The following is a 22,750-nucleotide window of genomic DNA, read 5'->3' as shown; positions in this document are numbered from 1 at the left end:
CGATATATAATTCCAGAAAAACACCAAAAACGAATCATAACAAAACAATCATCGAGCAAAAAATAGACCAAACTGCGATAAGCCCAGTAAGTTCTAATGTACATAGAAATAAACTATGTAACCAAATATTTCAGCTTAAGAGGTTATCGCAACCACATGATTTAAAATAAATAAAATAGAAAATTTAAGCCATCTTCACTGACAGTGAAATTATCGGCCTAATTTTATAGTACATTTAACTGTTTATCATGAAATTACTAGTGATTAATATTGATAAATATGCTAACCAACTGTAAATTTTACGTTTTTCCTATGTGACATAGGAGCGGTACAATAATTTAGCAAGAAAGCACTATATTAAAGAATAATAGTAAAAAAAACAGAGGGATACTTATCTAAGCTTATGATAAGTATCCCTCATATTGATAATACGTTCAAATATCAAACTAAATCTTAGGTACATACATATTAAGTGAAACCAACACCGCCACCGCTCGAATAAAACAAAAATTTAATTCTATAAATATATTATTAATCCATCTTCTATGCTTTTCAAATCACAGCTAGGCGGCAAGAGAGCGAAGCCCTAGGAGCATACATAAGTATGTGACTAGGGTTCGTGAATGCAGCCAACAACGCTTTGATTTAAAAGGCAACGAAAATTTAATTCTCTAAATAGTTCGAGTTGTGGCTAGGCGGCGAATAAGGGTATCTTGGGGAGCATACAAAAGTATGTGAGTATGTGACCCGAGTAGCCGAGTGAAGCCAACACAGCCACCGCTCGAATAAAACGAAAATTTAATTCTATAAATATATTATTAATCCATCTTCTATGCTTTTCAAATCACAGCTAGGCGGCAAGAGAGCGAAGCCCTAGGAGCATACATAAGTATGTGACTAGGGTTCGTGAATGCAGCCAACAACGCTGTGGTTTGAAAGGCGACGAAGATTAGGCCGGGTTATCGATATCGATAAACTCTGCATCCAGCCCCTGCTCATCAACTAACCACTTAGTTAACGCTTTGATCCCATATCGCTCCGTTGCGTGATGCCCTGCACTGTAGAAATGGATACCCATTTCTCTTGCTATATGAATGGTTTGCTCGGAAACCTCCCCTGTTACAAAGGCATCTACGCCAAATTCCGCCGCTTGTAGGATGAAACCTTGCCCTCCTCCTGTACACCATGCAATTTGGCGAATTTCTTCTTTTGCATTATCACCACAATGAAGAACTTTACGGCCAAGACGAGTTTCTAAGCGAGACGTTAATTCTGAAGGTGTAATAGGTTGATCAAAAAAACCAAATGGCATTAATGGGTCGATTTGGCCGTTCACCTGCACCCCCATAATATAAGCAAGCTGGGTATTATTACCTAACTGGTGATGTGCATCTAATGGGAGGTGATAACCATACAGGTTTATATCATTCGCTAATAATGTTTTTAAGCGATTTCTCTTCATGCCTTTGATAATGGCTGGCTCATTTTTCCAAAAATAGCCATGATGAACAATGACGGCATCAGCTTTCTTTTCAACAGCAACATCCAGCAATGCTTGGCAAGCTGTCACCCCTGTGATGATTTTATGTACATGGGGCCGCCCTTCAACTTGCAATCCATTCGGTGCAAAATCTTGGAACTCACTAACTTTCAATTCTTCATTAATGATTTCTTCTAATCTTAAATTATGCATTATGTTGTCCTTTTTACTGCACAGCTAAACGGTTTATCCACCAGTTTGAACGTAATTGACTGATAATCAATAAGCATAAACGGAAACATAATTTTTTTCTGTGTTATTTAGAACAAATCGAGGGCATTAATCGAGAAAAACCCAAGTGGATAGTAAATGCAAGTAAGAAAATAAAAAAACAAAACCCCCACAATTCAACATTGTAGGGGTTATTACTCGCCATTAAGTACTAAATTAGCGGTGACTTTCCAGCGTTGTCTCTGAACGTTCTAGCCAAACCGGTTTATCACTGGTTTTTGCCCAAACTTTATGTAAATGGCTATAAAACTTTGCTCTTTTTGGATAAAAAACCATAACCGGAAACGCAATAATGCCAGCTGTTACAGCGGCAGTGCGGCGTGCAAGTACCTGATTACGGGAATATTCGCGATATGTGGACATCGGTATCCTCCTTCAGTTGCCACTTTATTTGTCGATCCCAGCTTTGCTCTACCATTCCCCATTAACACACATTTCCCATTAACACAGTAGTAAAGAGCGACTAAAACCGAACAGATAATATGAAATATATTGACTGTAGATAGGATATCGCAAATTGTGTAATAAAACTACTCATCTGACCACTTAGTATGTAAATTTTTCTAAAAAATCTGTTCATTCCGTATTTTTATTACATTTTTTAACCAATTAATGTTTTATTTGTACATTTAAATTACAATTATTTAACAAATAAATTAATAAAACCACACGCCACTTTCTCTATTAAGCACTCTCTTCTTGCTCGATAAATAACCATTTTTATACTTTTTTTACACCCTACCCGTGATTTTTATCAGCTTCTTTACAACGAACTCTTTAGCCTTATCTCATGGAAATAATAAGGAGAAAATACTGTGTCATTACTTTCCATTATTGGGGCAGTTCTCGTTGTTTTACTGCTGGCGTATCTGATTTATGCCCTGCTTAACGCGGAGGATTTCTGATATGACTACCACTACATTGTTATTTTTAGGTAGTTTTTTACTGATCTTATTCATCTTAGCAAAACCTTTAGGTAACGGTATTGCTCGGCTAATCGACAATGATATACCTCGTCGGTTAGCAAGCAGTGAGTCCTTACTTTGGCGCCTTGCTGGAGTCAAACAACCAGGGCGTGAAATGGCTGAGATGAATTGGCGACAATATGCCTTAGCAATTGTATTATTTAATCTTTTAGGCTTTGTTTTATTATTCGTTATTTTAATCTGCCAAGGCCGTTTACCTCTTAACCCTCAACACTTTGAAGGGATGAGCTGGGATTTAGCCTTTAATACCGCGGTTAGTTTTGTTACTAATACTAACTGGCAAGCCTATAGCGGCGAAAATACATTAAGTTATTTAAGCCAAATGGCAGGGCTGACTGTACAAAACTTTCTTTCCGCAGCGACAGGCCTTGCTGTGGCCTTCGCAATTATTCGTGCTTTTTCACACCATGGCAATAAAACTGTCGGTAATGCGTGGTTAGATATTTACCGCATTACTGTGTATTTGCTTTTCCCTTTAGCGATTATTTTTGCGCTATTTTTTGTCAGCCAAGGTGTGATCCAAAATTTTTCCAATTATTTACTTATTCATCCTTTAGATAGCAGTGAACAGCTATTACCGATGGGGCCAGTTGCGTCCCAAGAAGCGATAAAATTGCTCGGCACAAATGGTGGCGGGTTCTTCGGCTCTAATTCATCGCACCCTTTTGAAAATCCAACTGCACTGAGTAATTTTGTGCAAATGTTAGCGATTTTCCTAATCCCTACTGCACTTTGCTTTGCCTTTGGTCGTGTAGTTGGTAACAACAAGCAAGGCCATACCTTACTCTGGGTTATGGGGATCATTTTTGTGGTTGCTGCCATAGTCGTAGTTAAAGCGGAATATGTGGGAAACCCATTTTTAGCCGAACTGCATGCCACTAGCTCTGCCAATATGGAAGGAAAAGAGAGTCGTTTTGGGATTGTCGGCTCCGCTTTGTTTGCCGTCGTCACCACCGCAGCCTCTTGTGGAGCGGTTAACGCCATGCATGACTCCTTTACTGCAATGGGTGGAATGGTGCCGATGTGGTTAATGCAAATTGGTGAAGTGGTATTTGGCGGTGTCGGTTCCGGTTTATACGGCATGTTGCTATTTGTATTACTCGCAGTCTTCCTTGCTGGTCTCATGATTGGCCGTACACCTGAATACCTGGGTAAAAAAATTGAAGTGCGTGAAATGAAAATGGTCGCACTGGCGATTTTAGTCACCCCAACCTTAGTGCTACTTGGTACAACTATTTCATTAATGACCGAAGCTGGGCGTGTAGGGATTTTAAATCCAGGCGCGCATGGGTTTAGTGAAGTGCTATATGCCTTTTCTTCTGCCGCCAATAATAATGGTAGCGCTTTTGCAGGGCTCAGCACGAATACGCCGTTCTACAATGTGCTACTTGCAATAGCCATGTTTATTGGTCGTTTTGGTGTGATCCTTCCCGTCTTAGCGATTGCAGGCTCAATGGCCAATAAAAAGCCACAAGCCCAAAGCCATGCCACTTTACCCACAACAGGACCTTTATTCATTGGGTTACTTATTTTCACCGTGCTTCTCATTGGCGCACTCACCTTTGTGCCGGCTTTAGCATTAGGGCCAATCGCTGAACAATTACACATTGGCTTTGCAGGATAATGAGGGGAAAAAAATGAAAAATAAACAAACTAAATTATTCAATAATCAATTAATTAAACAATCTATTATTGAATCAATAAAAAAATGTACTCCGCAAGCGCAATGGCGTAACCCAGTGATGTTTGTAGTCTTTATTGGCAGTATTATCACTACGTTACTTTGGTTAGCCATGGTAATGGATTACACACAAGGTAGTGCTTGGTTCAGTGGAATGATCACCCTTTGGCTGTGGTTTACGGTTATTTTTGCCAACTTTGCGGAAGCACTCGCTGAAGGGCGTAGCAAAGCACAAGCCCAAAGCTTAAAAGGCGTAAAGCAACAAAGTAGCGCAACGCGTTTAGCGTCTGCTTCGCTGGATGCCAATCAAGAAATAGTGAATTCAGATCAGTTACGTAAAGGCGATATTGTGTTGATCCGTGCCGGAGATACCATTCCTTGCGATGGGGAAGTCATCGAAGGCGGCGCCTCTGTGGATGAAAGCGCAATTACAGGGGAATCCGCTCCAGTGATCCGTGAATCTGGTGGTGATTTTTCCTCTGTAACAGGGGGAACTCGCGTACTTTCCGATTGGCTGATCGTGGAATGTACGGTCAACCCCGGTGAAACCTTCTTAGATAGAATGATTTCCATGGTTGAAGGTGCGCAACGCCGTAAAACACCCAATGAAATCGCACTCACCATTTTGTTAACTGCATTAACGATCATTTTCGTCCTTGTCTGTGCAACTTTGTACCCCTTTACCTCTTTTGCCGCAGATTATGCCGGTGCTGGCGATGTAGTTTCTATTTTAGTGTTGATTGCCCTATTAGTTTGTTTAATCCCAACCACCATTGGTGGCTTGCTTTCGTCTATCGGTGTAGCAGGAATGAGCCGCATGCTAGGAGCCAATGTTATTGCCACCAGCGGGCGTGCCGTAGAAGCTGCGGGAGACGTTGACGTTCTATTACTCGATAAAACGGGGACAATTACACTGGGAAACCGCCAAGCCTCAGAGTTTTTACCGCTAACGGGTATCACTGAACAGCAACTGGCTGATGCAGCACAATTATCTTCTTTAGCCGATGAAACACCAGAAGGCCGCAGTATTGTGATACTGGCAAAACAAAAATTCAATTTACGTGAAAGAGATATTCATGCCCTGAATGCGACTTTTGTTCCTTTTTCTGCAATGACGCGTATGAGTGGAGTCAATATTGGCGAACGGATGATCCGCAAAGGCTCTGCGGATGCGATCCGTCGTTATATTGAAGCTAACCACGGTAAATTCCCAGTAGAAGCCGATCAACTGGTCGAAAAAGTTGCTCATTTGGGAGGAACCCCACTCGTTGTCGTTGATAACCAAACTGTATTAGGGGTTGTGGCACTCAAAGATATCGTTAAAGGTGGAATGAAAGAGCGTTTTGCTCAAATGCGCAGTATGGGCATAAAGACCGTGATGATCACGGGGGATAACCATTTAACCGCCGCTGCTATTGCGGCAGAGGCTGGGGTTGATGATTTCCTTGCAGAAGCCACACCGGAAGCCAAACTGGCGTTGATCCGCCAATATCAATCTGAAGGTCGCTTAGTTGCTATGACAGGTGACGGCACCAACGATGCACCAGCACTGGCGCAAGCGGATGTCGCAGTGGCAATGAACTCTGGCACTCAAGCGGCAAAAGAAGCCGGTAACATGGTTGATTTAGACTCTAACCCAACCAAATTAATTGAAGTCGTGCATATTGGTAAACAAATGTTGATGACTCGCGGCTCATTAACCACCTTTAGTATTGCCAATGATATTGCTAAATATTTTGCCATTATCCCTGCGGCTTTTGCCGTGACGTGGCCACAATTAAATGCATTAAATATTATGCAATTACATTCACCTGCGTCCGCTATCCTTTCTGCGGTCATCTTCAACGCATTGATTATTATCTTCTTGATCCCTTTAGCCATTAAAGGTGTCCATTATCGCCCAATGAGTTCCCAATCGTTATTGCAACGTAATTTAGGCATTTATGGCTTAGGCGGGTTAATTGTGCCATTCGTTGGGATCAAACTGATTGATCTGCTTATTAGTTTTTTTGGAATATAAGGAGTTGATTATGAATATGATCCGTTCGTCGATTATCATGTTACTAGTACTCACCATTTTTACCGGTATTGCTTACCCATTAATGGTAACTGGTCTCGCTAACATCTTTTTTCCATGGCAGGCTCACGGCTCTCTACTTATGCAAGATGAACGTACTGTTGGCTCAGCCTTGATCGGGCAAAATGTGGGTGACATCCGCTATTTTCACGGTCGCCCCTCTGCGACGGTTGATAGCCCCTACAATGTATTAGCTTCTGGCGGAAGTAATTTAGCGGTCAGTAACCCGTTATTACAACAAACGATGATTGAGCGTAACAAACAACTGCGCGCAGCAAACCCCGATGCAGATAACGCCACCCCAGTGGATTTACTCACGGCGTCTGCCAGCGGCTTAGACCCCAATATTTCTATTGATGCAGCGTTATACCAAGCTCCACGCATTGCAAAAAGCAGGCAAATTCCTTTGGATGCGGTAAAATCATTGATAGAAACGCATACTGAACAAGCACTGTTACCCTTTTTAGGCGAACCGGTCATTAATGTGCTAAAACTGAACCTAGCACTTGATGAATATCAACAACAAATAAACAGTCAAACTCACTAGGGGCTGTGATGAACAATCAGGAACCTATTCGCCCTAACCCCGATGAACTCTTGGTCAAAGCCAATGAAATTGGGCGTGGCAAATTAAAGATTTTTTTCGGTGCCTGTGCAGGTGTTGGAAAAACGTATGCCATGCTGCAAGAAGCGCAAAGGCTTAGAGCCCAAGGGCTAGATGTTCTGGTTGGCGTGGTAGAAACCCATGAAAGAGAAGAAACAGCCGCGTTACTTGACGGCCTTTCTCTGTTACCACCCAGACGCATTACCCATCACGGCCGCCGCCTAAATGGCTTCGATATTGATGCTGCAATTGCTAGGCATCCTGCCATAATTTTAATGGATGAATTAGCATTTAGTAACCCTAATGGCAGCCGCCACCCTAAACGTTGGCAAGATGTTGAAGAGTTACTTGATGCTGGAATTGATGTACTGACAACCATCAACGTTCAGCACATTGAAAGCCTGAATGATATTGTTGGAAGCATTACAGGTATTCGAGTCCGTGAAACGGTTCCAGACCATATTTTTGATGCCGCTGACGAAGTGGTGTTAGTCGACCTTCCCCCTGACGACCTACGGCAACGTCTTAAAGAAGGTAAGGTATACATACCAGGGCAAGCCGAACGCGCCATTGAGCATTTTTTCCGCAAAGGAAATTTAATTGCACTTCGTGAACTCGCACTTCGTCGCACTGCCGACCGAGTTGATGACCAAATGCGTGAATTTCGTGGCGGTAAAGGCCAAGCGCCCGTATGGCACACTCGCGATGGGCTATTGTTATGCGTTGGCCATAATACGGGAAATGAAAAGTTAGTTCGTACCGCGGCTCGGCTTGCCGCAAAATTCGGTAGTGTCTGGCATGCTGTTTATGTTGAAACCCCTTCGCTTCATCAGCTACCTGAAACACAGCGTAGAGCTATCTTAAAAGCATTGCGACTTGCTCAAGACTTAGGGGCAGAAACAGCGACCTTATCAGATCCTTCTGAAGAAAAAGCCATATTGCGTTACGCACGAGAACATAATTTAGGGAAGATATTAATTGGCCGACGTAATAAAACAAATAAATGGTTTAAGTTCAATTTACGCCCCGGTTTTGCCGATCGCCTAGGTAAGCTCGGCCCAGATCTAGACCTAGTGATCGTCGCACTTGAAGAAAAAAGTGAGTGGGACAAAGAACCCGAAAGAAAACCGTTCTCTGAAAAATGGCGATCGGATATGAATGGCTATTTAATGGCCATTGTGATGTGCGCCGCTATCACCTTATTTTCACGTACCTTTTTATTAGCACTCGATAAAGCCAACCTCGTGACACTCTATCTATTAGGTGTCGTGTTAATCGCATTATTTTATGGTCGACGCCCCTCTGTCTTTGCCGCCTTGGTTAACGTGATCAGTTTTGACCTGTTCTTTGTTCAACCCCATTTTTCCCTTGCTATCATGGATATGCAATATTTAGTCACTTTTACGGTGATGCTAATTGTTGGGGTTGTTGTGGGGAATTTAACTGCGGGTATGCGCTACCAAGCTCGTATTGCTCGGTATCGCGAACAACGGACCCGTCATTTATATGAAATGACAAAAGAATTAGGCCAAGCCATCACCACTGATGATATTGGAAAAACAGGATATCATTTTCTCAATAATGCCTTCCAAGCCAAAAGTTGCTTATTATTACCTGATGAGGATGGGCAATTAACACCGTTGCAATGTGATGGCTACACAGCAATGCAAATTGATAAAGCCATTGCTAAGTGGAGTTTTGATAAACGCCAGCCAGCCGGTGCTGGTACGGATACTTTGCCAAGTGTTCCTTATCAATTACAACCTATCACTACTGCCGATCAAACCCTTGCCGTTCTTGCCATTGAGCCAAGAAACATGCGCCAGTTATTGATCCCAGAGCAGCAACGCATGCTGCAAACCTTTACGGGGCTGATTGCAAGCTCGCTTGCTCGTCTACAACTGACTAAACAAGCTGAATTAGCCAAATTAAACATTGAACGTGAACAACTGAGAAACTCGTTACTTGCCGCACTTTCCCATGATCTAAAAACGCCACTTACCGTTTTGTTCGGGCAAACTGAAATTTTAATGTTGAACTTATCAGCGGAAAATTCACCATTAACAGAGCAAGTCAACCAAATGCGCCAACAAGTACTAAGCACTTCTCGCTTAGTTAATAATTTACTGGATATGGCTCGTTTGCAATCTGGCAGCATTCAACCCAACTTAGCGTGGGAATCACTACAAGAAATTACCAGTAGTGCCGTTAGAACCTTAGATTACACCTTACACAGTCACCCTTTAGAGATTGATATTCCAGCAGATTTATTGCTTTATTGTGATGCCAATTTGATTGAGCGAGTACTAATCAATCTCTTAGAAAATGCCGTAAAATATAGCAATAACGATACCCCGATTGGTATTCGAGCCGCAGTTGAAGGACAAAAAATTCATATTGAAATATGGGATGCCAGCAATGCGATCCCAAACGGGCAAGAAAAAACCATTTTTGATAAATTTTCTCGGGCACAAAAAGAATCAGCAATCCCAGGCGTTGGCTTAGGGCTTGCCATTTGTCGTGCTATTATCCAATTGCATGAAGGCGAAATTTGGGCGCAAAACAATAATAAAGGTGGAGCCAGTTTCCATTTTGTTTTACCTTTAAAACAACTGCCTGATATTGAGGCAGAAATATAGAAGGACCCTCGATATTGTGAGTACTAACCATCAAATACTGGTTATTGAAGATGAAAAAGAAATCCGTCGCTTTGTTCGTTTAGCGTTGGAGGGTGAAGGCTGGAAAGTGTTTGAAGCCGAAAATTACCACCGCGGCCTAATCGAATCGGGTACTCGGCAACCTGATTTATTGATTTTAGACCTTGGCTTGCCCGATGGTGATGGGCTTGATTTAATTCGTGACCTACGTCAGTGGAGCAGTATTCCGATTATTGTTTTATCCGCTCGCGAAGAAGAATCACAGAAAGTGGCTGCATTGGATGCAGGCGCTGATGACTACCTCACAAAACCCTTTGGGATTAGCGAATTACTGGCTCGTGTTAGGGTTGCTTTACGGCGTTTCGGCAAACCCACCCAAGAAAACTCAAAATGCCAGTTTGGCGATATCACTATCGATTTTATTAATCGAATTGTGACCAAGCAAGGTGAAGAGCTCCACCTTACCCCGATTGAGTTCCGTTTACTCAGTGAACTCGTGGCTAATAGCGGTAAAGTATTAACTCAACGGCATTTATTACTGCAAGTTTGGGGGCCTAATTATGTTGAACATAATCATTACTTACGCATCTATATGGGTCACCTACGGCAAAAATTGGAAAATGACCCTGCTCGCCCTATTCACTTATTAACCGAAACAGGGATTGGTTATCGGTTTATGCCCTAATGGATTACCATTCATTGAATTCTAGGAATCTTACCGATAGTTTAAATAAAAAGGCTGCCTATAATTTACTCACCTTTTTTCTATGGAGAGAAATTCGTGCAGTCACTCACAGCCCAACTATCAAACCGTTTTTCATCTGCTTTAGTACTTTTTTTAAGCGTTTTTGTTACCACCCAAGCACTTGCGCTAAGCCCTGAAGAAAAAGTTCGTACTGAATCATTACTAGCAGAGCTTGGTAAGCAACAGAACCTTACTTTTACTCGTAACGGAACTGAACATTCTGCGGCCGACGCAGAATCTCACTTACGTTTAAAACTACGTAAAACAGAAAAACGTCTCAAAACTACAGAACAATTTATTGATAATGTTGCCTCAAAATCGTCCATTACTGGCGAAGAGTACCAAGTCAAAGATGCACAAGGTAATATGATCCCAGCCAATAAATATTTGCATGGTTTACTGAAAGACAAAGTGGATAACAAATCTGAGTAAATTCTGTAGGTTCTGTTGATTACTATAAAAAACGCTGGCAAATAAATGTCAGCGTTTTTTTGTTCTAATATTCGATCTAGCCCCTAAATAATTTGTACCACAGGTAGGCGGCAAATTAAGTTATCCCGTGAGCATACATAAGTATGTGACTCGGGTAACTTAATGAAGCCAACACCCCTGTGGTGCAAAGTATGACAGGGACATAAAATTAAGAATTTTCGAGCTTCGCCCAAGTATCACGCAACCCCACCGTCCGATTAAAGACTAAATGATCTGCACTACTTAGCTTATTATCCGCGCAGAAATACCCTTCACGCTCAAACTGATACGCTTTTTCTGCCTCTGCATTTTTCAGGCTTGGCTCAACAAAACCATGGCGAATAATTAACGATTCAGGATTGATAACGGATAAGAAATCGTCTTCTGCACCTGGGTTTGGCACAGTGAATAAACGGTCATACAGACGAATTTCTGCAGGCAAGGCATGCGCTACGCTAATCCAATGAATAACGCCTTTCACTTTACGGCCATCTGCTGGGTCTTTATTTAATGTGCCTGCATCATAAGTACAGTAAATGGTTGTAATATTACCATCCGCATCTTTTTCAACACGCTCTGCTTTAATGATGTATGCATTACGCAAACGAACTTCTTTGCCTAATACTAAACGCTTATATTGGCGATTTGCTTCTTCACGGAAGTCCGCACGGTCAATATAAATTTCGTTACTAAATGGCACTTGGCGCGTTCCCATCTCCGGTTTATTTGGATGGTTTGGCGCTGTTAAAATCTCTTCACCAGCAGGCATGTTTTCAATGACAACACGAACTGGGTCGATAACCGCCATAGCACGTGGTGCTGACTCATTCAGATCATCACGAATACAAGATTCTAAAGAAGCCATTTCGACGTTGTTATCTTGCTTCGTCACACCAATACGTTGGCAAAATTCACGAATAGATGCTGCGGTATAACCACGACGACGCAAACCTGAAATGGTTAACATCCGTGGGTCATCCCAACCATTTACGTGTTTTTCGGTCACTAATTGGTTCAGTTTACGCTTAGACATCACCGTATATTCCAGATTCAGACGAGAAAACTCATACTGACGAGGGTGACAGTCAATCGTGATATTATCTAAAACCCAATCATATAAACGGCGATTGTCTTGGAATTCTAAGGTACATAAAGAGTGAGTAATGCCTTCTAATGCATCAGAAATACAATGCGTGAAGTCATACATTGGATAAATACACCATTTATTGCCAGATTGGTGATGTTCCGCAAATTTAATACGATATAAAACTGGGTCGCGCATCACCATAAATGGCGAAGCCATATCGATTTTCGCGCGTAAACACGCTTTTCCTTCTTCGAAGCCGCCCGCACGCATTTTTTCGAATAGTGCTAAGTTGTCTTCAATTAGGCGCTCACGGTATGGGCTATTTTTACCGGGCTCTTTGAGTGTCCCACGATATTCGCGAATTTCGTCTGGGCTGAGCTCATCAACGTAAGCTAAGCCTTTTTTGATCAACTCGATCGCGTATTGATACAAAGTATCAAAGTAGTCAGAGGAATAACGAACATCGCCGCTCCACTCAAAACCAAGCCATTTAACGTCTTCTTGAATAGAGTTAACGTATTCGACATCTTCTTTTACAGGATTTGTATCATCAAAACGTAAGTTACATTGGCCCTGATAATCCTTGGCAATGCCAAAATTCAAGCAGATTGATTTCGCATGACCAATATGTAAATAGCCATTCGGTTCAGGTGGAAAACGCGTATGCACTGACGTGTGTTTTCCAGTCGCCAGATCTTCATCTATGATCTGACGGATAAAATTTGTTGGGCGAGCATCTGCCTCATTCATTGTCATCATTCCTCAATGCCAAAAGCGCGCAAAAGCGTATAGTAATTAAATATATTCTACCATAATCAATCAGGAAACAACCGTTTGATTGCGCCAAGTGCAGCAAAAGCGATGATCAGAAGGAATTTAGGGTAAAAACCTCATCTTTACCCACCGATATACGCGATTCTAAGCCAGTATCATGACGGCTAAAACGACGAGTAACAGTAACGGATAGCTTTGGGCATGACGTTTATCGCTCAGGTAAGGCATTAATAAAGAAGCAAAACGGATCCCTAACCACGATGTCATAATTAAAATTAATGCCCCTTTGATATAAATCATCCCCAGAAACCCTGCTCCGAGATCAATGTGCTTATCAATAGCAAAATAAAAATAGGTTAATGTGCCCGTGATTGCCATTGGTAATGTCAATGGGTTCGCAAATGCGGCTGCTTGGATCATACTGGCACCACGGCGCCGCATCAGTGGAACGGTCATCACACTGCCGCCAACACCTAAAAATGCCGCCACCGCACCAATCACCACGCCAATCGGGGTATCGGCAAAAATACCGCCACGGGAGGCTTGTATACCTATAGATTCTGTTTTCATAAAACCGGGACGAATAAAGCAATCCAAGATAGTGATAATTAAATAACCAATAAACATCCAACGAATTAATGCACTATCTACGGATAGCGCAACAATGGCCCCAAATATGCCACCAATTGAAATTGGAATAATAAACGGACGAATAATTGCCCAGCTAAGATTACCTTTTAAGTAATGGGCACGACTTGATAACGTTGATGAAAAAATCATCACGCAGGTTGAAGTTGCCACCGCAATTTGCATTGCCACTTCATTCGCACTATGGCTCGGCCCCCACACTAAGGTAATCAATGCGTATAACAATGGAACAGTGATAAAACCACCACCGAAGCCGAATAGTGCGGTGGTGATCCCCGAAATAAAGCCAAATAAACACAGAAGCAGTTCCACAGATAACCCCTCTCAGTAATTGAGAAAATATTTTATCGATGAAAAAAGCCCCTTGCTTATGCAAATTTGACAACCTTGTTTGAGATTTCGCCAATGTTATTAACAAATGCAACTTGATGAATACAAATAAAGGGAGATTTCCCCTTTATTTAATATTATTCGAATATGAATAATAATTACCATTCGTCCCGATAATCGAATGAAACTTGATAATCATATTTACTAAATTCAATTTTATGTTTTATATGATTTTGAAGATTAGAAACCCAATCAGAAACCATATCAAAACAACCATTATTGATAATATTTTCTTCAGGATTAATAGTTTCTTCTATGATGCTACCATCATCTCTTAAATCAAGAGAATACTCTTCACCAACATATTCCTCTGTTTGTTTATCAAACTAAACCAGATGAATTTTCAATCCCATTTTTTCTCCTTATAGATACTTTTTTATATTACGTTTAGGGTCTGCAGGTTTCAATTGTTTACCACTTTTTGGATCGAATGCACCTATATGCTGCCCATCACAACCTCTATGCCCCTCCAATTCTCCAGGTGGAGTTAATCAAGGGTGATGGTTTCGTACTGATATTGTTGGGGAGACGATTCTTTTAACATATCAGTTAGATCATAACTTGCACTAATCTTATTAGATCAAAGTCCTCAGTAAAAAGTGAGGACTTTGTCGGCAGTTTGAAAGGGAACTTAACTCCCTTTATTTAATATTATTCAAATGTGAATAATAATTACCATTCGTCCCGATAATCGAATGAAACTTGGTACACAAATTTATCTAAATCAATTTGATGATTAACATAATTTTGAATTTCAATAACCCATTCTTTTTGCAAATCAAATACTCCGTTATTAATAATATTTTCATCTTTAGGATCAATTGTTTTATCTATCAGAAAATCATCATCCCCAAAATCTTCTGAATATTCTTCACCCATAAATTCACCAGTTTGCTTATCAAACCATTGCGTATGTAGCTTTAATCCCATCATTTGTTCCTCTTCATAGATATTTTTTTATATTACGTTTAGGATCTGCAGGTTTCAATTGTTTACCACTTTTTGGATCGAATGCACCTATATGCTGCCCATCACTACCTCTGTATCCTTCTAGTTCTCCATGTTGAGAATCCCATTCATAGATTTTGCGCCCTTTATCACCAACCCACCTATTACGCCGTCCCCCACCACCTTGTTTTGGCGTTTTTCCTTGCACTGGCTTTAATTCACCGAAGCCTTTTATTTCATCAACTTTAGGTGCAGGATGATAAGAATGACCTTTTTCTTTAACACCTTTTCTTTCATCCTCTTTTCCTTTATTTTTCTTACCGCCTTTGCTTGCTGCAATATAAATTGGCTTGATGCCAATGTTCTCAGAAAAAACAATAATAAAAGGGGATTGCGGGTTAGAACTTGAATTTATAACGGAAGTTGGGAAAGAGGGGGAATTAATCGGGATGCCTGAAGACCGTGAAATATCATATATTTCACCGGGTAGAGACTTTAATCTCTTAGGGGGAGCCAAGGGAATACCTCTGGTTTTCCTATCTGTATATACCTATCTTTTTGTTCATTTGGTAGTGAATAACTAAAAAGCCCTTTTTGTTCTGTGGGAATTGCAGGTATAACTCGAGTCTTGACTGGTGAATTTGTTGATGTTAATTCAATAGTTTTTTGTCCATTGCTTATACGCTCTGTAGGAACGGCATAAGTTTCAACAACACCCTTGTTACGACTCACCTCCCTTAATATTCGTTCCTCTGGTACTCTTAATTGTTCCCCAACGGGTGTTCTTGCTGTATTTGTATTCCTTGTTAAATAATCAAAATCATGTTTTGAAAAATCATGTAGTGTATCTATTCCTGGTGCCCCCGCTGGTGGTGAATATGTTAGTAATCCAATACCTAATCCCACTGACCGCCCAATAACAGTACCTAGAGGGTCACTATTAGAAAGTGGGGTAACACCGAGTTTGAAAGTACTGACTGGTGCAGCATGGCTGATTATTAGAGGGGACGGTTTTAAGGTTGATAAAGAAGCATTTAATGCTGATGTAAGTGTCGGGGGTATTGTTACTACTTGATTCTCAAAAAATTTATATCTTAGGCTATCTGTTACTGACTCATATATTTTGATTTTACTTTTAAAGTTCCCCCTGAGCATAGCTAGTGTTTGTCCAAATGTTCTTATATATTTTTTTTGAGCTTCTAAAAAATCACCTCGCCTGAATGCATCCATCATCTGTTTAGCACGTTTATCATGTGTCAGAAAAGGGCAATCTTGCTCCCCACATCTAGGGCAAAGATTACACTTCAATATTTTCATGATCTCATCATTTTGCTGCATGGATATTCCTTATCAAAAGAGTGTGTTATCCCAAACACTGCCCACAAAGTTAACAATTAATTATGTTTTCTTTATAAACTAAACTCAATTGATAGTGATTATCATTATTTGTTACACCCTGTATGATTATCTTTTTCTTATTTAACCACCATAAAAAAGGGTGGCCTAAGCCACCCTCTTACTAACTTATAATATTAAACTGAACTATTTCAGAACATTATAAATAACCGTTTCGCCTGCTTTTACTTCACCGTCAACTAAAATCTCGACGCCAGCAAAATCATCGATATTACTAATGATAACAGGGCTAATCATTGATTTGGCATTAGCTTCAAGGAACGCGAGGTCGAGGTTCAGAATTGGTGTTCCAGCAGTCACTTCCGCACCTTCTTCCACTAAACGTGCACAACCTTCACCTTTCAGTGCAACAGTATCAATACCCATATGAACTATGAGCTCAACACCGTTTTCTGTTTCAAGGCAGAATGCGTGGTTAGTTTCGAAAATTTTCACCACCGTACCTGACGCCGGCGCTAACACTTCGCTGCTTGTTGGTTTAATGGCAATACCATCGCCCACAATGCGGCTAGAGAACGCTTCATCTGGCACATCGTCAAGGGAGAACACTTGACCACTGACCGGCGCAACCAAAGATAAAATCACATTGCCCTTTGCTTTCGCTGGCTCTGCGGCTTTTTTCTCTTCTGCTGCTGCAACTGGTGCAGAACCGGCAATAGGGCCTTTTGCAATTACTTCAGTCATTGCTTTTGCGACCAATTCAGCACGTGTACCGACAATCACTTGCACATTTTGTTTGCTTAAGCGGATAACACCTGAAGCGCCTAAACGTTTTGTCATGGCGTCATTAACAATCGCTGAATCTTTAACGCCTAAACGTAAACGTGTAATACAGGCATCAATACTGACGATGTTGTCGCTGCCACCAACTGCTGCAACATATTGGCGAGCTTCTTTTTGAATATCGCTGTCACTATTATCGGCAGGGCTAACGCTTTCATCATAACCGTCAATAGTTTCATCCCCTGCACTCTCTTCACGGCCTGGAGTTAACAGGTTGAACTTGCGGATCATAAAGCGGAAAATAACATAGTAAATACAGAAGAAGACTAAACCTTGGACAATCAACATATACCACTGAACGGCTAATGGGTTACGTGACTGCAATAGCATATCGACTAAACCTGCGCTGAAGCCGAATCCAGAGATCCACTCCATCGTCGCTGCAATATAAACAGAGATACCCGTTAATAATGCGTGGATTACGTACAGAATTGGTGCCACGAACATGAAAGAGAATTCGAGTGGTTCAGTGATACCTGTAAAGAATGCCGCAAACGCACCGGCAATCATAATACCAGCAACTTTCGCTTTATTTTCTGGACGTGCACAATGGTAAATCGCTAATGCCGCACCTGGCAGACCAAACATCATAATTGGGAAGAAACCAGCTTGGTAGCGACCTGTAATACCTACCGTTGCCAGACCGGCATCAATTGACTTAGCGCCGCCTAAGAAGTTTGGAATATCATTGATTCCTGCAACGTCAAACCAGAACACCGAATTGAGTGCGTGATGCAGACCTACAGGAATTAATAAACGGTTGAAGAAGGCGTAAATACCCGCCCCCACAGAACCTAAGTCTTTAATGCTTTCACCGAAAGAGACTAAACCGTTGTAAACCACCGGCCAGACATACATCAGTATGAAGGCTAAGATGATCATTAAGAACGAGGTCAAAATCGGTACGAGACGACGGCCGCTAAAGAAAGACAACGCTTTGGGTAGCTCTACGCCACTATAACGGTTGTACAATTCAGCTGATAGAACCCCAACTAAGATACCCACGAACTGGTTATTAATTTTACCGAATGCCGCAGGAACGCTTTCCAGCGGAACATTCATGATCATGGAATAAGATGCAGGCGAACACAGTGTTGTCACCACTAAAAAGCCGACAAAACCGGTCAGTGCCGCCGCACCGTCCTTATCTTTTGACATCCCATAAGCAACACCAATAGCAAATAGCACGGACATATTATCGATAATAGCCGCACCCGATTTAATCAGTAACGCCGCGATTGCACTATTGGCTCCCCAACCATCTGGGTCAATCCAATAGCCAATCCCCATCAGGATTGCTGCGGCTGGTAGTACAGCAACTGGCACCATAAGTGCCCTACCAATCCGCTGTAAGTAGCTAAGAATATTCACAAACTCCCCCTTTATCGCCCTATTTTTGCCCCATTTACGGGATCTTATTGTTCACACACCTAAATCATAATTTAGGTTATTGAGAGTATCAATTTTATAGTCTAAATTAATTGTTTCGCGATGCAAAATAAATAGGTTCGATTTGTGATAAATGTCAACGAAAGAGTTACCGATATGACTAAATTACTAGCTATTATCGAAAACTTATTTTATGATTAAAAATAACTTATTTATGTTATTAACCTGTATATTCTCAGCGCGTTTAAAATGCAGGTGTAGCCGTTAAAACGGCACTGTGTACCAACACCAGCGCGTAATAAATTTGTAGTATAACGAGTATTCCTATATCTAATGAATAACATCAGGGATACATATATACATGAAAGATTTCACAGACTTATTAGAGGTAATTGAGACATGAGGCTAATTCCACTTAACAATGCGCATGATGTCGGCATTTGGTCCGCACAGTATATTGCTGACAAAATTAACGCATTCAACCCAACTGCTGATCGCCCTTTCGTTCTTGGGTTACCAACAGGCGGCACTCCTCTTGCCACTTATAAGGCATTGATTGCTTTATATAACGCAGGAAAAGTCAGTTTTAAGCATGTGGTAACATTTAATATGGATGAGTATATTGGTATTCCCGCTAATCATCCTCAAAGCTATCACACATTTATGCATGATAATTTCTTTAACCACATCGACATTCAAGCGCAAAATATCAATTTACTGAATGGTAATGCCCCTGATGTTGATGCGGAATGCCAACGTTATGAAGATAAAATTAAATCTTACGGCAAAATTAATTTATTTATGGGCGGCGTAGGTAACGACGGTCACATTGCTTTTAATGAACCCGGTTCTTCATTGAACTCTCGTACCCGCATTAAGACATTAACACCAGAAACGCGCCAAGCTAACTCACGTTTCTTTGATAATGATATCAATCAAGTACCAAAATTCGCTTTAACTGTGGGTGTAGCCACATTAATGGATGCTGAAGAGTTAATGGTACTCGCTACGGGTGCGAATAAAGCGAACGCAGTTCATGCAGCAGTTGAAGGTTCAATTAACCATATGTGGACAGTGAGTTGCGTGCAAATGCACCCAAAAGCACTGGTCGTTTGTGATGAACCAGCAACACTCGAATTAAAAGTTAAAACGCTTAAATATTTCAAACAGCTAGAATCTGAAATTATTGCAAAGTTTAACTAAGATTATGTTTATCAATCACCCGGTCAGCGAAGGCTGATCGGTGACCCACCTTCCAGAGGTCAGGAGTTTTAAGCCATGTATGCATTAACAAATTGCATTATTTATACAGGTCATGAAAGACTGGATAACCATGCGGTCGTCATCGATGGTGAAATCATCAAAGATGTTTGTCCTGTCTCTGAATTACCTTCCCATATTCCACAGCATGACCTACAAGGTGCAATCTTATCCGCTGGGTTTATTGACCTGCAAGTCAACGGCTGTGGTGGTGTCCAATTCAATGATAATAAAGAAAATGTCACATTAAAGAATTTGGATATCATGCAAAAAGCCAATGAGCGTACAGGGTGTACCAGTTACCTGCCAACGCTGATTACTTGCTCTGACGAATTAATGAAGCATGGTATTGAGGTCATGACAGAGTACTTAAAAGACCACAAGAACCAAGCTCTAGGACTTCATTTAGAAGGCCCATATATTAATGTTATCAAAAAAGGTACGCATAACCCTGAATTTATCCGCCAACCATCCGCGCAGATGATTGATTATTTAGCCGCTCATGCAGACGCTATCACTAAAATTACTTTAGCGCCTGAAATAGTAGAACTTGATTACATTCACCAATTGAAAGATTCCGGCATTGTTATTTCTGCTGGACATTCAAATGCGACGTATGAAGAAGCCAAACTGGGTTTTAAAGCCGGAATTCGCTTTTCAACGCACCTTTTTAACGCCATGCCATATATTTCAGGCCGTGGCCCAGGTTTAGTTGGCGCTATTTATGACACTCCTGAAGTATATGCGGGAATTATCGCTGATGGCTTGCATGTCCAGTGGGCAAACATTCGTAATAGCAAACACTTAAAAGGTGATAAATTAATTTTAGTGACTGATGCCACAGCGCCCGCAGGAATAGATCCTCAAACTGGTGAAATGGATCATTTTATCTTCGCAGGTAAAACCATATACTACCGCGATGGATTATGTGTAGATGAAAATGGCACACTCAGCGGCTCGTCACTCACCATGATAGAAGCAGTGAGAAACAGTGTAGAGTACGTGGGTATTCCATTAGATGAAACACTGAGAATGGCAACGCTCTACCCCGCAAGAGCCATTGGAGTTGATGAGACTTTAGGGTCTATTGCTCCGGGTAAAATTGCGAATTTAACCGCGTTTAACCACGACTTCGACGTCCTTGCAACCTATGTTAACGGAGCCGAAGTCTACAAAAAATGAGTAACTAGCTAATGAATCAAAGCCACTCGCTGAAGCAAATTGGTAATATTGATCTCGTCAAACAACTAAATAGCGCTGTCGTCTATAGTTTAATTGACCAACATGGCCCGATATCAAGAATTCAAATCGCGGAGCAAAGCCAACTTGCCCCAGCCAGTGTGACTAAAATCACTCGCCAGTTACTCGAACGTGGTTTAATTAAAGAAGTTGACCAACAGGCCTCTACTGGAGGCCGTCGTGCCATATCTATTGTTTCTGAACACAAAAATTTTCACACGATTGGCGTCCGCTTAGGGCGCTATGATGCCACCATCGCCTTATACGACTTAGGTGGCAAAATGATTATCGATGCTCATTACCCTATCACAGAGCCTTCTCAGCAAGCCGTAGAACAAAAACTGATTGCCGCTCTTGATGATTTTATTGAGCACAATCACAAGCGCTTAAAAGAGCTGATTGCGATTTCTATTATTCTCCCTGGGTTAGTTAACCCAAATAGTGGGATTGTTTACTACATGCCACATATCAAGGTCGACAATTGGCATCTCATCGACAATTTACAAGCACACTTTAAAATTACCTGTTATGCAGGGCACGATATTCGCAGCCTAGCCCTCGCTGAGAGCTATTTTGGTGCAACTCGTGATTGCGAAGACTCACTGCTCGTTCGTATCCACAGAGGCGCAGGGGCAGGCTTAGTCATCAATAAAGAGATATTGCTCAACCACCGAGGTAACCTCGGAGAAATCGGCCATATCCAAGTTGACCCCCTTGGCGAACTTTGCCACTGTGGTAATTTTGGTTGTTTAGAAACCATTGCCTCAAACCAAGCGATTGAAGCCCGCGTAAAACAGCGTTTAGAACAAGGCTATTCAAGTTCCCTTACATTGGAAACTTGTACGATTTCCCATATTTGCCAAGCTGCTAATAAGGGAGACCCACTTGCTACGGAAGTTATCCAGCACGTTGGTCGGCAAATCGGTAAAGCGATTGCTATCTCTATAAACTTATTTAACCCTGAAAAAGTCGTTATTGCAGGGGATATCACGGAAGCAGAACAAATTCTGTTACCCGCGATTCAAAGCTGTATTGACACACAAGCCTTGAAAGGATTTAGGGAAAATCTTCCCATCGTCACATCGCAGTTGGTTCATAATTCGGCAATAGGCGCTTTCGCACTCACTAAACGTGCGATGCTTAATGGTGAATTATTACAAAAATTGTTTGAAAGCTAATTTTTGGCGTTATTTTCTTTAAAGCAGGTTGAGATACCTGCTTTTTTATTAGCTATAAACTGAATTCTTCGTTTCATGAGTCATTTTTAAAACACTTCACGCTCTTTCAGCTATCCTCCTCTTACAAATTCTTGGACTCTTTCGATGTTTTATTTCGCTTCATCACCAAATTACATTTATCTAGCAGGTAAGACAAAAGTGATTTTTTTCAAATATGGGCTTGTTTTTTGCTGGCTTTATCGACAAAATGATTATTCATCAAACAAACAGACACATTTTCTGAAAAATAGTGCAAAAAGCTGTTGACTGTCGGGTCTGTAATTAGCATAATGCGCCCCGCAACGCCGACGAAGGTTATGCAAAAAAAGATGGCTATGTAGCTCAGCTGGTTAGAGCACAACACTCATAATGTTGGGGTCACAGGTTCGAATCCCGTCATAGCCACCATTATTTTGCGGGAGTGGCGAAATTGGTAGACGCACCAGATTTAGGTTCTGGCGCCGCAAGGTGTGCAAGTTCAAGTCTTGTCTCCCGCACCATTTTCCTTCTCGGTAGCATTGAATTTAAGATTGGGGTATCGCCAAGCGGTAAGGCACCAGGTTTTGATCCTGGCATTCCCAGGTTCGAATCCTGGTACCCCAGCCAT

18 protein-coding genes, 3 tRNA genes and 2 pseudogenes are annotated in these 22,750 nt (G+C 41.4%); 13 read left to right on the top strand and 10 right to left on the bottom strand.

All coding sequences use genetic code 11. From position 1 onward, the window contains the following. Positions 1-949: 949 nt before the first annotated feature. Both SJ312_RS20810 and SJ312_RS20805 read right to left on the bottom strand, forming a co-directional pair. Positions 950-1,693 (bottom strand): type 2 GTP cyclohydrolase I, encoded by a 744-nt coding sequence (locus SJ312_RS20810; RefSeq protein ID WP_110591334.1) that lies wholly within the window; start codon positions 1,691-1,693, stop codon positions 950-952. Between the two features lie 234 nt (positions 1,694-1,927). Beyond that, the gene (locus SJ312_RS20805; RefSeq protein ID WP_036957942.1) at positions 1,928-2,134 is read right to left on the bottom strand and encodes a YbfA family protein; all 207 of its coding nucleotides are present in this window, start codon (positions 2,132-2,134) and stop codon (positions 1,928-1,930) included. A 452-nt stretch (positions 2,135-2,586) separates the two neighbouring features. Here SJ312_RS20805 and kdpF point away from each other — a divergent pair, with 452 nt between their 5' ends. From kdpF to SJ312_RS20775, 7 genes are all read left to right on the top strand, one after another. Further along, positions 2,587-2,676, top strand: a complete 90-nt coding sequence (gene kdpF, locus SJ312_RS23525) for a K(+)-transporting ATPase subunit F (RefSeq protein WP_071585860.1) — start codon at positions 2,587-2,589, stop codon at positions 2,674-2,676. 1 nt (position 2,677) lies between these two features. Continuing rightward, complete coding sequence (gene kdpA, locus SJ312_RS20800) at positions 2,678-4,381, top strand: potassium-transporting ATPase subunit KdpA (RefSeq protein ID WP_112307271.1); 1,704 nt, start codon at positions 2,678-2,680, stop codon at positions 4,379-4,381. A 13-nt stretch (positions 4,382-4,394) separates the two neighbouring features. After that, positions 4,395-6,458, top strand: a complete 2,064-nt coding sequence (gene kdpB, locus SJ312_RS20795; protein WP_319868312.1) for a potassium-transporting ATPase subunit KdpB — start codon at positions 4,395-4,397, stop codon at positions 6,456-6,458. Positions 6,459-6,468: 10 nt separating this feature from the next. Next, the gene (gene kdpC, locus SJ312_RS20790; protein WP_110591331.1) at positions 6,469-7,062 is read left to right on the top strand and encodes a potassium-transporting ATPase subunit KdpC; all 594 of its coding nucleotides are present in this window, start codon (positions 6,469-6,471) and stop codon (positions 7,060-7,062) included. An 8-nt stretch (positions 7,063-7,070) separates the two neighbouring features. Then, positions 7,071-9,758, top strand: a complete 2,688-nt coding sequence (gene kdpD / locus SJ312_RS20785; protein WP_136134927.1) for a two-component system sensor histidine kinase KdpD — start codon at positions 7,071-7,073, stop codon at positions 9,756-9,758. 16 nt (positions 9,759-9,774) lie between these two features. Beyond that, positions 9,775-10,461: a two-component system response regulator KdpE gene (gene kdpE / locus SJ312_RS20780; RefSeq protein ID WP_110591329.1), complete on the top strand. Its 687-nt coding sequence runs from the start codon at positions 9,775-9,777 to the stop codon at positions 10,459-10,461. Between the two features lie 96 nt (positions 10,462-10,557). Beyond that, positions 10,558-10,953 carry a DUF5329 family protein gene (locus SJ312_RS20775; protein ID WP_319868309.1) on the top strand — a complete coding sequence of 132 codons (396 nt, stop codon included), beginning with the start codon at positions 10,558-10,560 and terminating at the stop codon, positions 10,951-10,953. A 208-nt stretch (positions 10,954-11,161) separates the two neighbouring features. Here the strand turns inward: SJ312_RS20775 and glnS are convergent, their stop codons facing one another. The 8 genes and pseudogenes from glnS to nagE form a co-directional block, all read right to left on the bottom strand. Continuing rightward, positions 11,162-12,829 (bottom strand): glutamine--tRNA ligase, encoded by a 1,668-nt coding sequence (gene glnS / locus SJ312_RS20770; protein WP_319868308.1) that lies wholly within the window; start codon positions 12,827-12,829, stop codon positions 11,162-11,164. 168 nt (positions 12,830-12,997) lie between these two features. Further along, complete coding sequence (locus SJ312_RS20765; RefSeq protein ID WP_319868307.1) at positions 12,998-13,813, bottom strand: sulfite exporter TauE/SafE family protein; 816 nt, start codon at positions 13,811-13,813, stop codon at positions 12,998-13,000. Between the two features lie 176 nt (positions 13,814-13,989). Beyond that, a pseudogene (locus SJ312_RS20760) lies at positions 13,990-14,205 on the bottom strand (colicin E3-like toxin immunity protein); the annotation flags it as partial. Between the two features lie 48 nt (positions 14,206-14,253). Next, positions 14,254-14,370: pseudogene (locus tag SJ312_RS20755) on the bottom strand (colicin E3/pyocin S6 family cytotoxin); the annotation flags it as partial. Positions 14,371-14,563: 193 nt separating this feature from the next. Then, positions 14,564-14,821: a colicin E3-like toxin immunity protein gene (locus tag SJ312_RS20750; protein ID WP_110591324.1), complete on the bottom strand. Its 258-nt coding sequence runs from the start codon at positions 14,819-14,821 to the stop codon at positions 14,564-14,566. Positions 14,822-14,834: 13 nt separating this feature from the next. Further along, the gene (locus tag SJ312_RS23520; protein WP_413776570.1) at positions 14,835-15,356 is read right to left on the bottom strand and encodes a colicin E3/pyocin S6 family cytotoxin; all 522 of its coding nucleotides are present in this window, start codon (positions 15,354-15,356) and stop codon (positions 14,835-14,837) included. Then, a complete protein-coding gene (locus tag SJ312_RS20740; RefSeq protein WP_319868306.1) occupies positions 15,335-16,177 on the bottom strand; it encodes a hypothetical protein in 843 nt (280 codons plus the stop codon). The genes SJ312_RS23520 and SJ312_RS20740 overlap by 22 nt, the downstream gene beginning before the upstream one ends. 204 nt (positions 16,178-16,381) lie before the next feature. Further along, on the bottom strand, positions 16,382-18,409 hold the full coding sequence (gene nagE / locus SJ312_RS20735) for an N-acetylglucosamine-specific PTS transporter subunit IIBC (RefSeq protein ID WP_319868305.1): 2,028 nt from the start codon (positions 18,407-18,409) through the stop codon (positions 16,382-16,384). A gap of 417 nt (positions 18,410-18,826) precedes the next feature. Between nagE and nagB the strand changes: the two genes are divergently transcribed. The 6 genes from nagB (at position 18,827) to SJ312_RS20705 (ending at position 22,749) form a co-directional block, all read left to right on the top strand. Continuing rightward, positions 18,827-19,630 (top strand): glucosamine-6-phosphate deaminase, encoded by an 804-nt coding sequence (nagB, locus tag SJ312_RS20730; protein WP_110591322.1) that lies wholly within the window; start codon positions 18,827-18,829, stop codon positions 19,628-19,630. Positions 19,631-19,705: 75 nt separating this feature from the next. Then, on the top strand, positions 19,706-20,869 hold the full coding sequence (nagA, locus tag SJ312_RS20725; RefSeq protein WP_165880284.1) for an N-acetylglucosamine-6-phosphate deacetylase: 1,164 nt from the start codon (positions 19,706-19,708) through the stop codon (positions 20,867-20,869). Positions 20,870-20,880: 11 nt separating this feature from the next. Next, a complete protein-coding gene (gene nagC, locus SJ312_RS20720; protein ID WP_196723911.1) occupies positions 20,881-22,104 on the top strand; it encodes a DNA-binding transcriptional regulator NagC in 1,224 nt (407 codons plus the stop codon). A 370-nt stretch (positions 22,105-22,474) separates the two neighbouring features. Then, positions 22,475-22,551 (top strand) — tRNA-Met (locus tag SJ312_RS20715). 7 nt (positions 22,552-22,558) lie between these two features. Then, positions 22,559-22,643, top strand: a tRNA-Leu gene (locus SJ312_RS20710). A gap of 31 nt (positions 22,644-22,674) precedes the next feature. Then, positions 22,675-22,749 (top strand) — tRNA-Gln (locus SJ312_RS20705). The last annotated feature ends 1 nt before the right edge of the window (position 22,750 follow it).

This window comes from Providencia sp. CIM-Carb-044 (assembly GCF_033901115.1).
Classification (GTDB): Bacteria; Pseudomonadota; Gammaproteobacteria; order Enterobacterales; family Enterobacteriaceae; genus Providencia; species Providencia hangzhouensis.
Note: the sequence above shows the minus strand (reverse complement) of the source record. Positions and strands in the feature narration are given on the sequence as shown.

Excerpts from the sequence above, each read along its gene's own strand:
- kdpC (WP_110591331.1), top strand. The coding sequence starts at position 6,469 with ATGAATATGATCCGTTCGTCGATTATCATGTTACTAGTACTCACCATT.
- nagC (WP_196723911.1), top strand. The coding sequence starts at position 20,881 with ATGAATCAAAGCCACTCGCTGAAGCAAATTGGTAATATTGATCTCGTC.
- SJ312_RS20750 (WP_110591324.1), bottom strand. The coding sequence starts at position 14,821 with ATGGGATTAAAGCTACATACGCAATGGTTTGATAAGCAAACTGGTGAA.
- SJ312_RS20810 (WP_110591334.1), bottom strand. The coding sequence starts at position 1,693 with ATGCATAATTTAAGATTAGAAGAAATCATTAATGAAGAATTGAAAGTT.
- nagA (WP_165880284.1), top strand. The coding sequence starts at position 19,706 with ATGTATGCATTAACAAATTGCATTATTTATACAGGTCATGAAAGACTG.
- kdpA (WP_112307271.1), top strand. The coding sequence starts at position 2,678 with ATGACTACCACTACATTGTTATTTTTAGGTAGTTTTTTACTGATCTTA.
- SJ312_RS20740 (WP_319868306.1), bottom strand. The coding sequence starts at position 16,177 with ATGCAGCAAAATGATGAGATCATGAAAATATTGAAGTGTAATCTTTGC.
- glnS (WP_319868308.1), bottom strand. The coding sequence starts at position 12,829 with ATGAATGAGGCAGATGCTCGCCCAACAAATTTTATCCGTCAGATCATA.
- kdpB (WP_319868312.1), top strand. The coding sequence starts at position 4,395 with ATGAAAAATAAACAAACTAAATTATTCAATAATCAATTAATTAAACAA.
- nagB (WP_110591322.1), top strand. The coding sequence starts at position 18,827 with ATGAGGCTAATTCCACTTAACAATGCGCATGATGTCGGCATTTGGTCC.
- SJ312_RS20805 (WP_036957942.1), bottom strand. The coding sequence starts at position 2,134 with ATGTCCACATATCGCGAATATTCCCGTAATCAGGTACTTGCACGCCGC.
- kdpD (WP_136134927.1), top strand. The coding sequence starts at position 7,071 with ATGAACAATCAGGAACCTATTCGCCCTAACCCCGATGAACTCTTGGTC.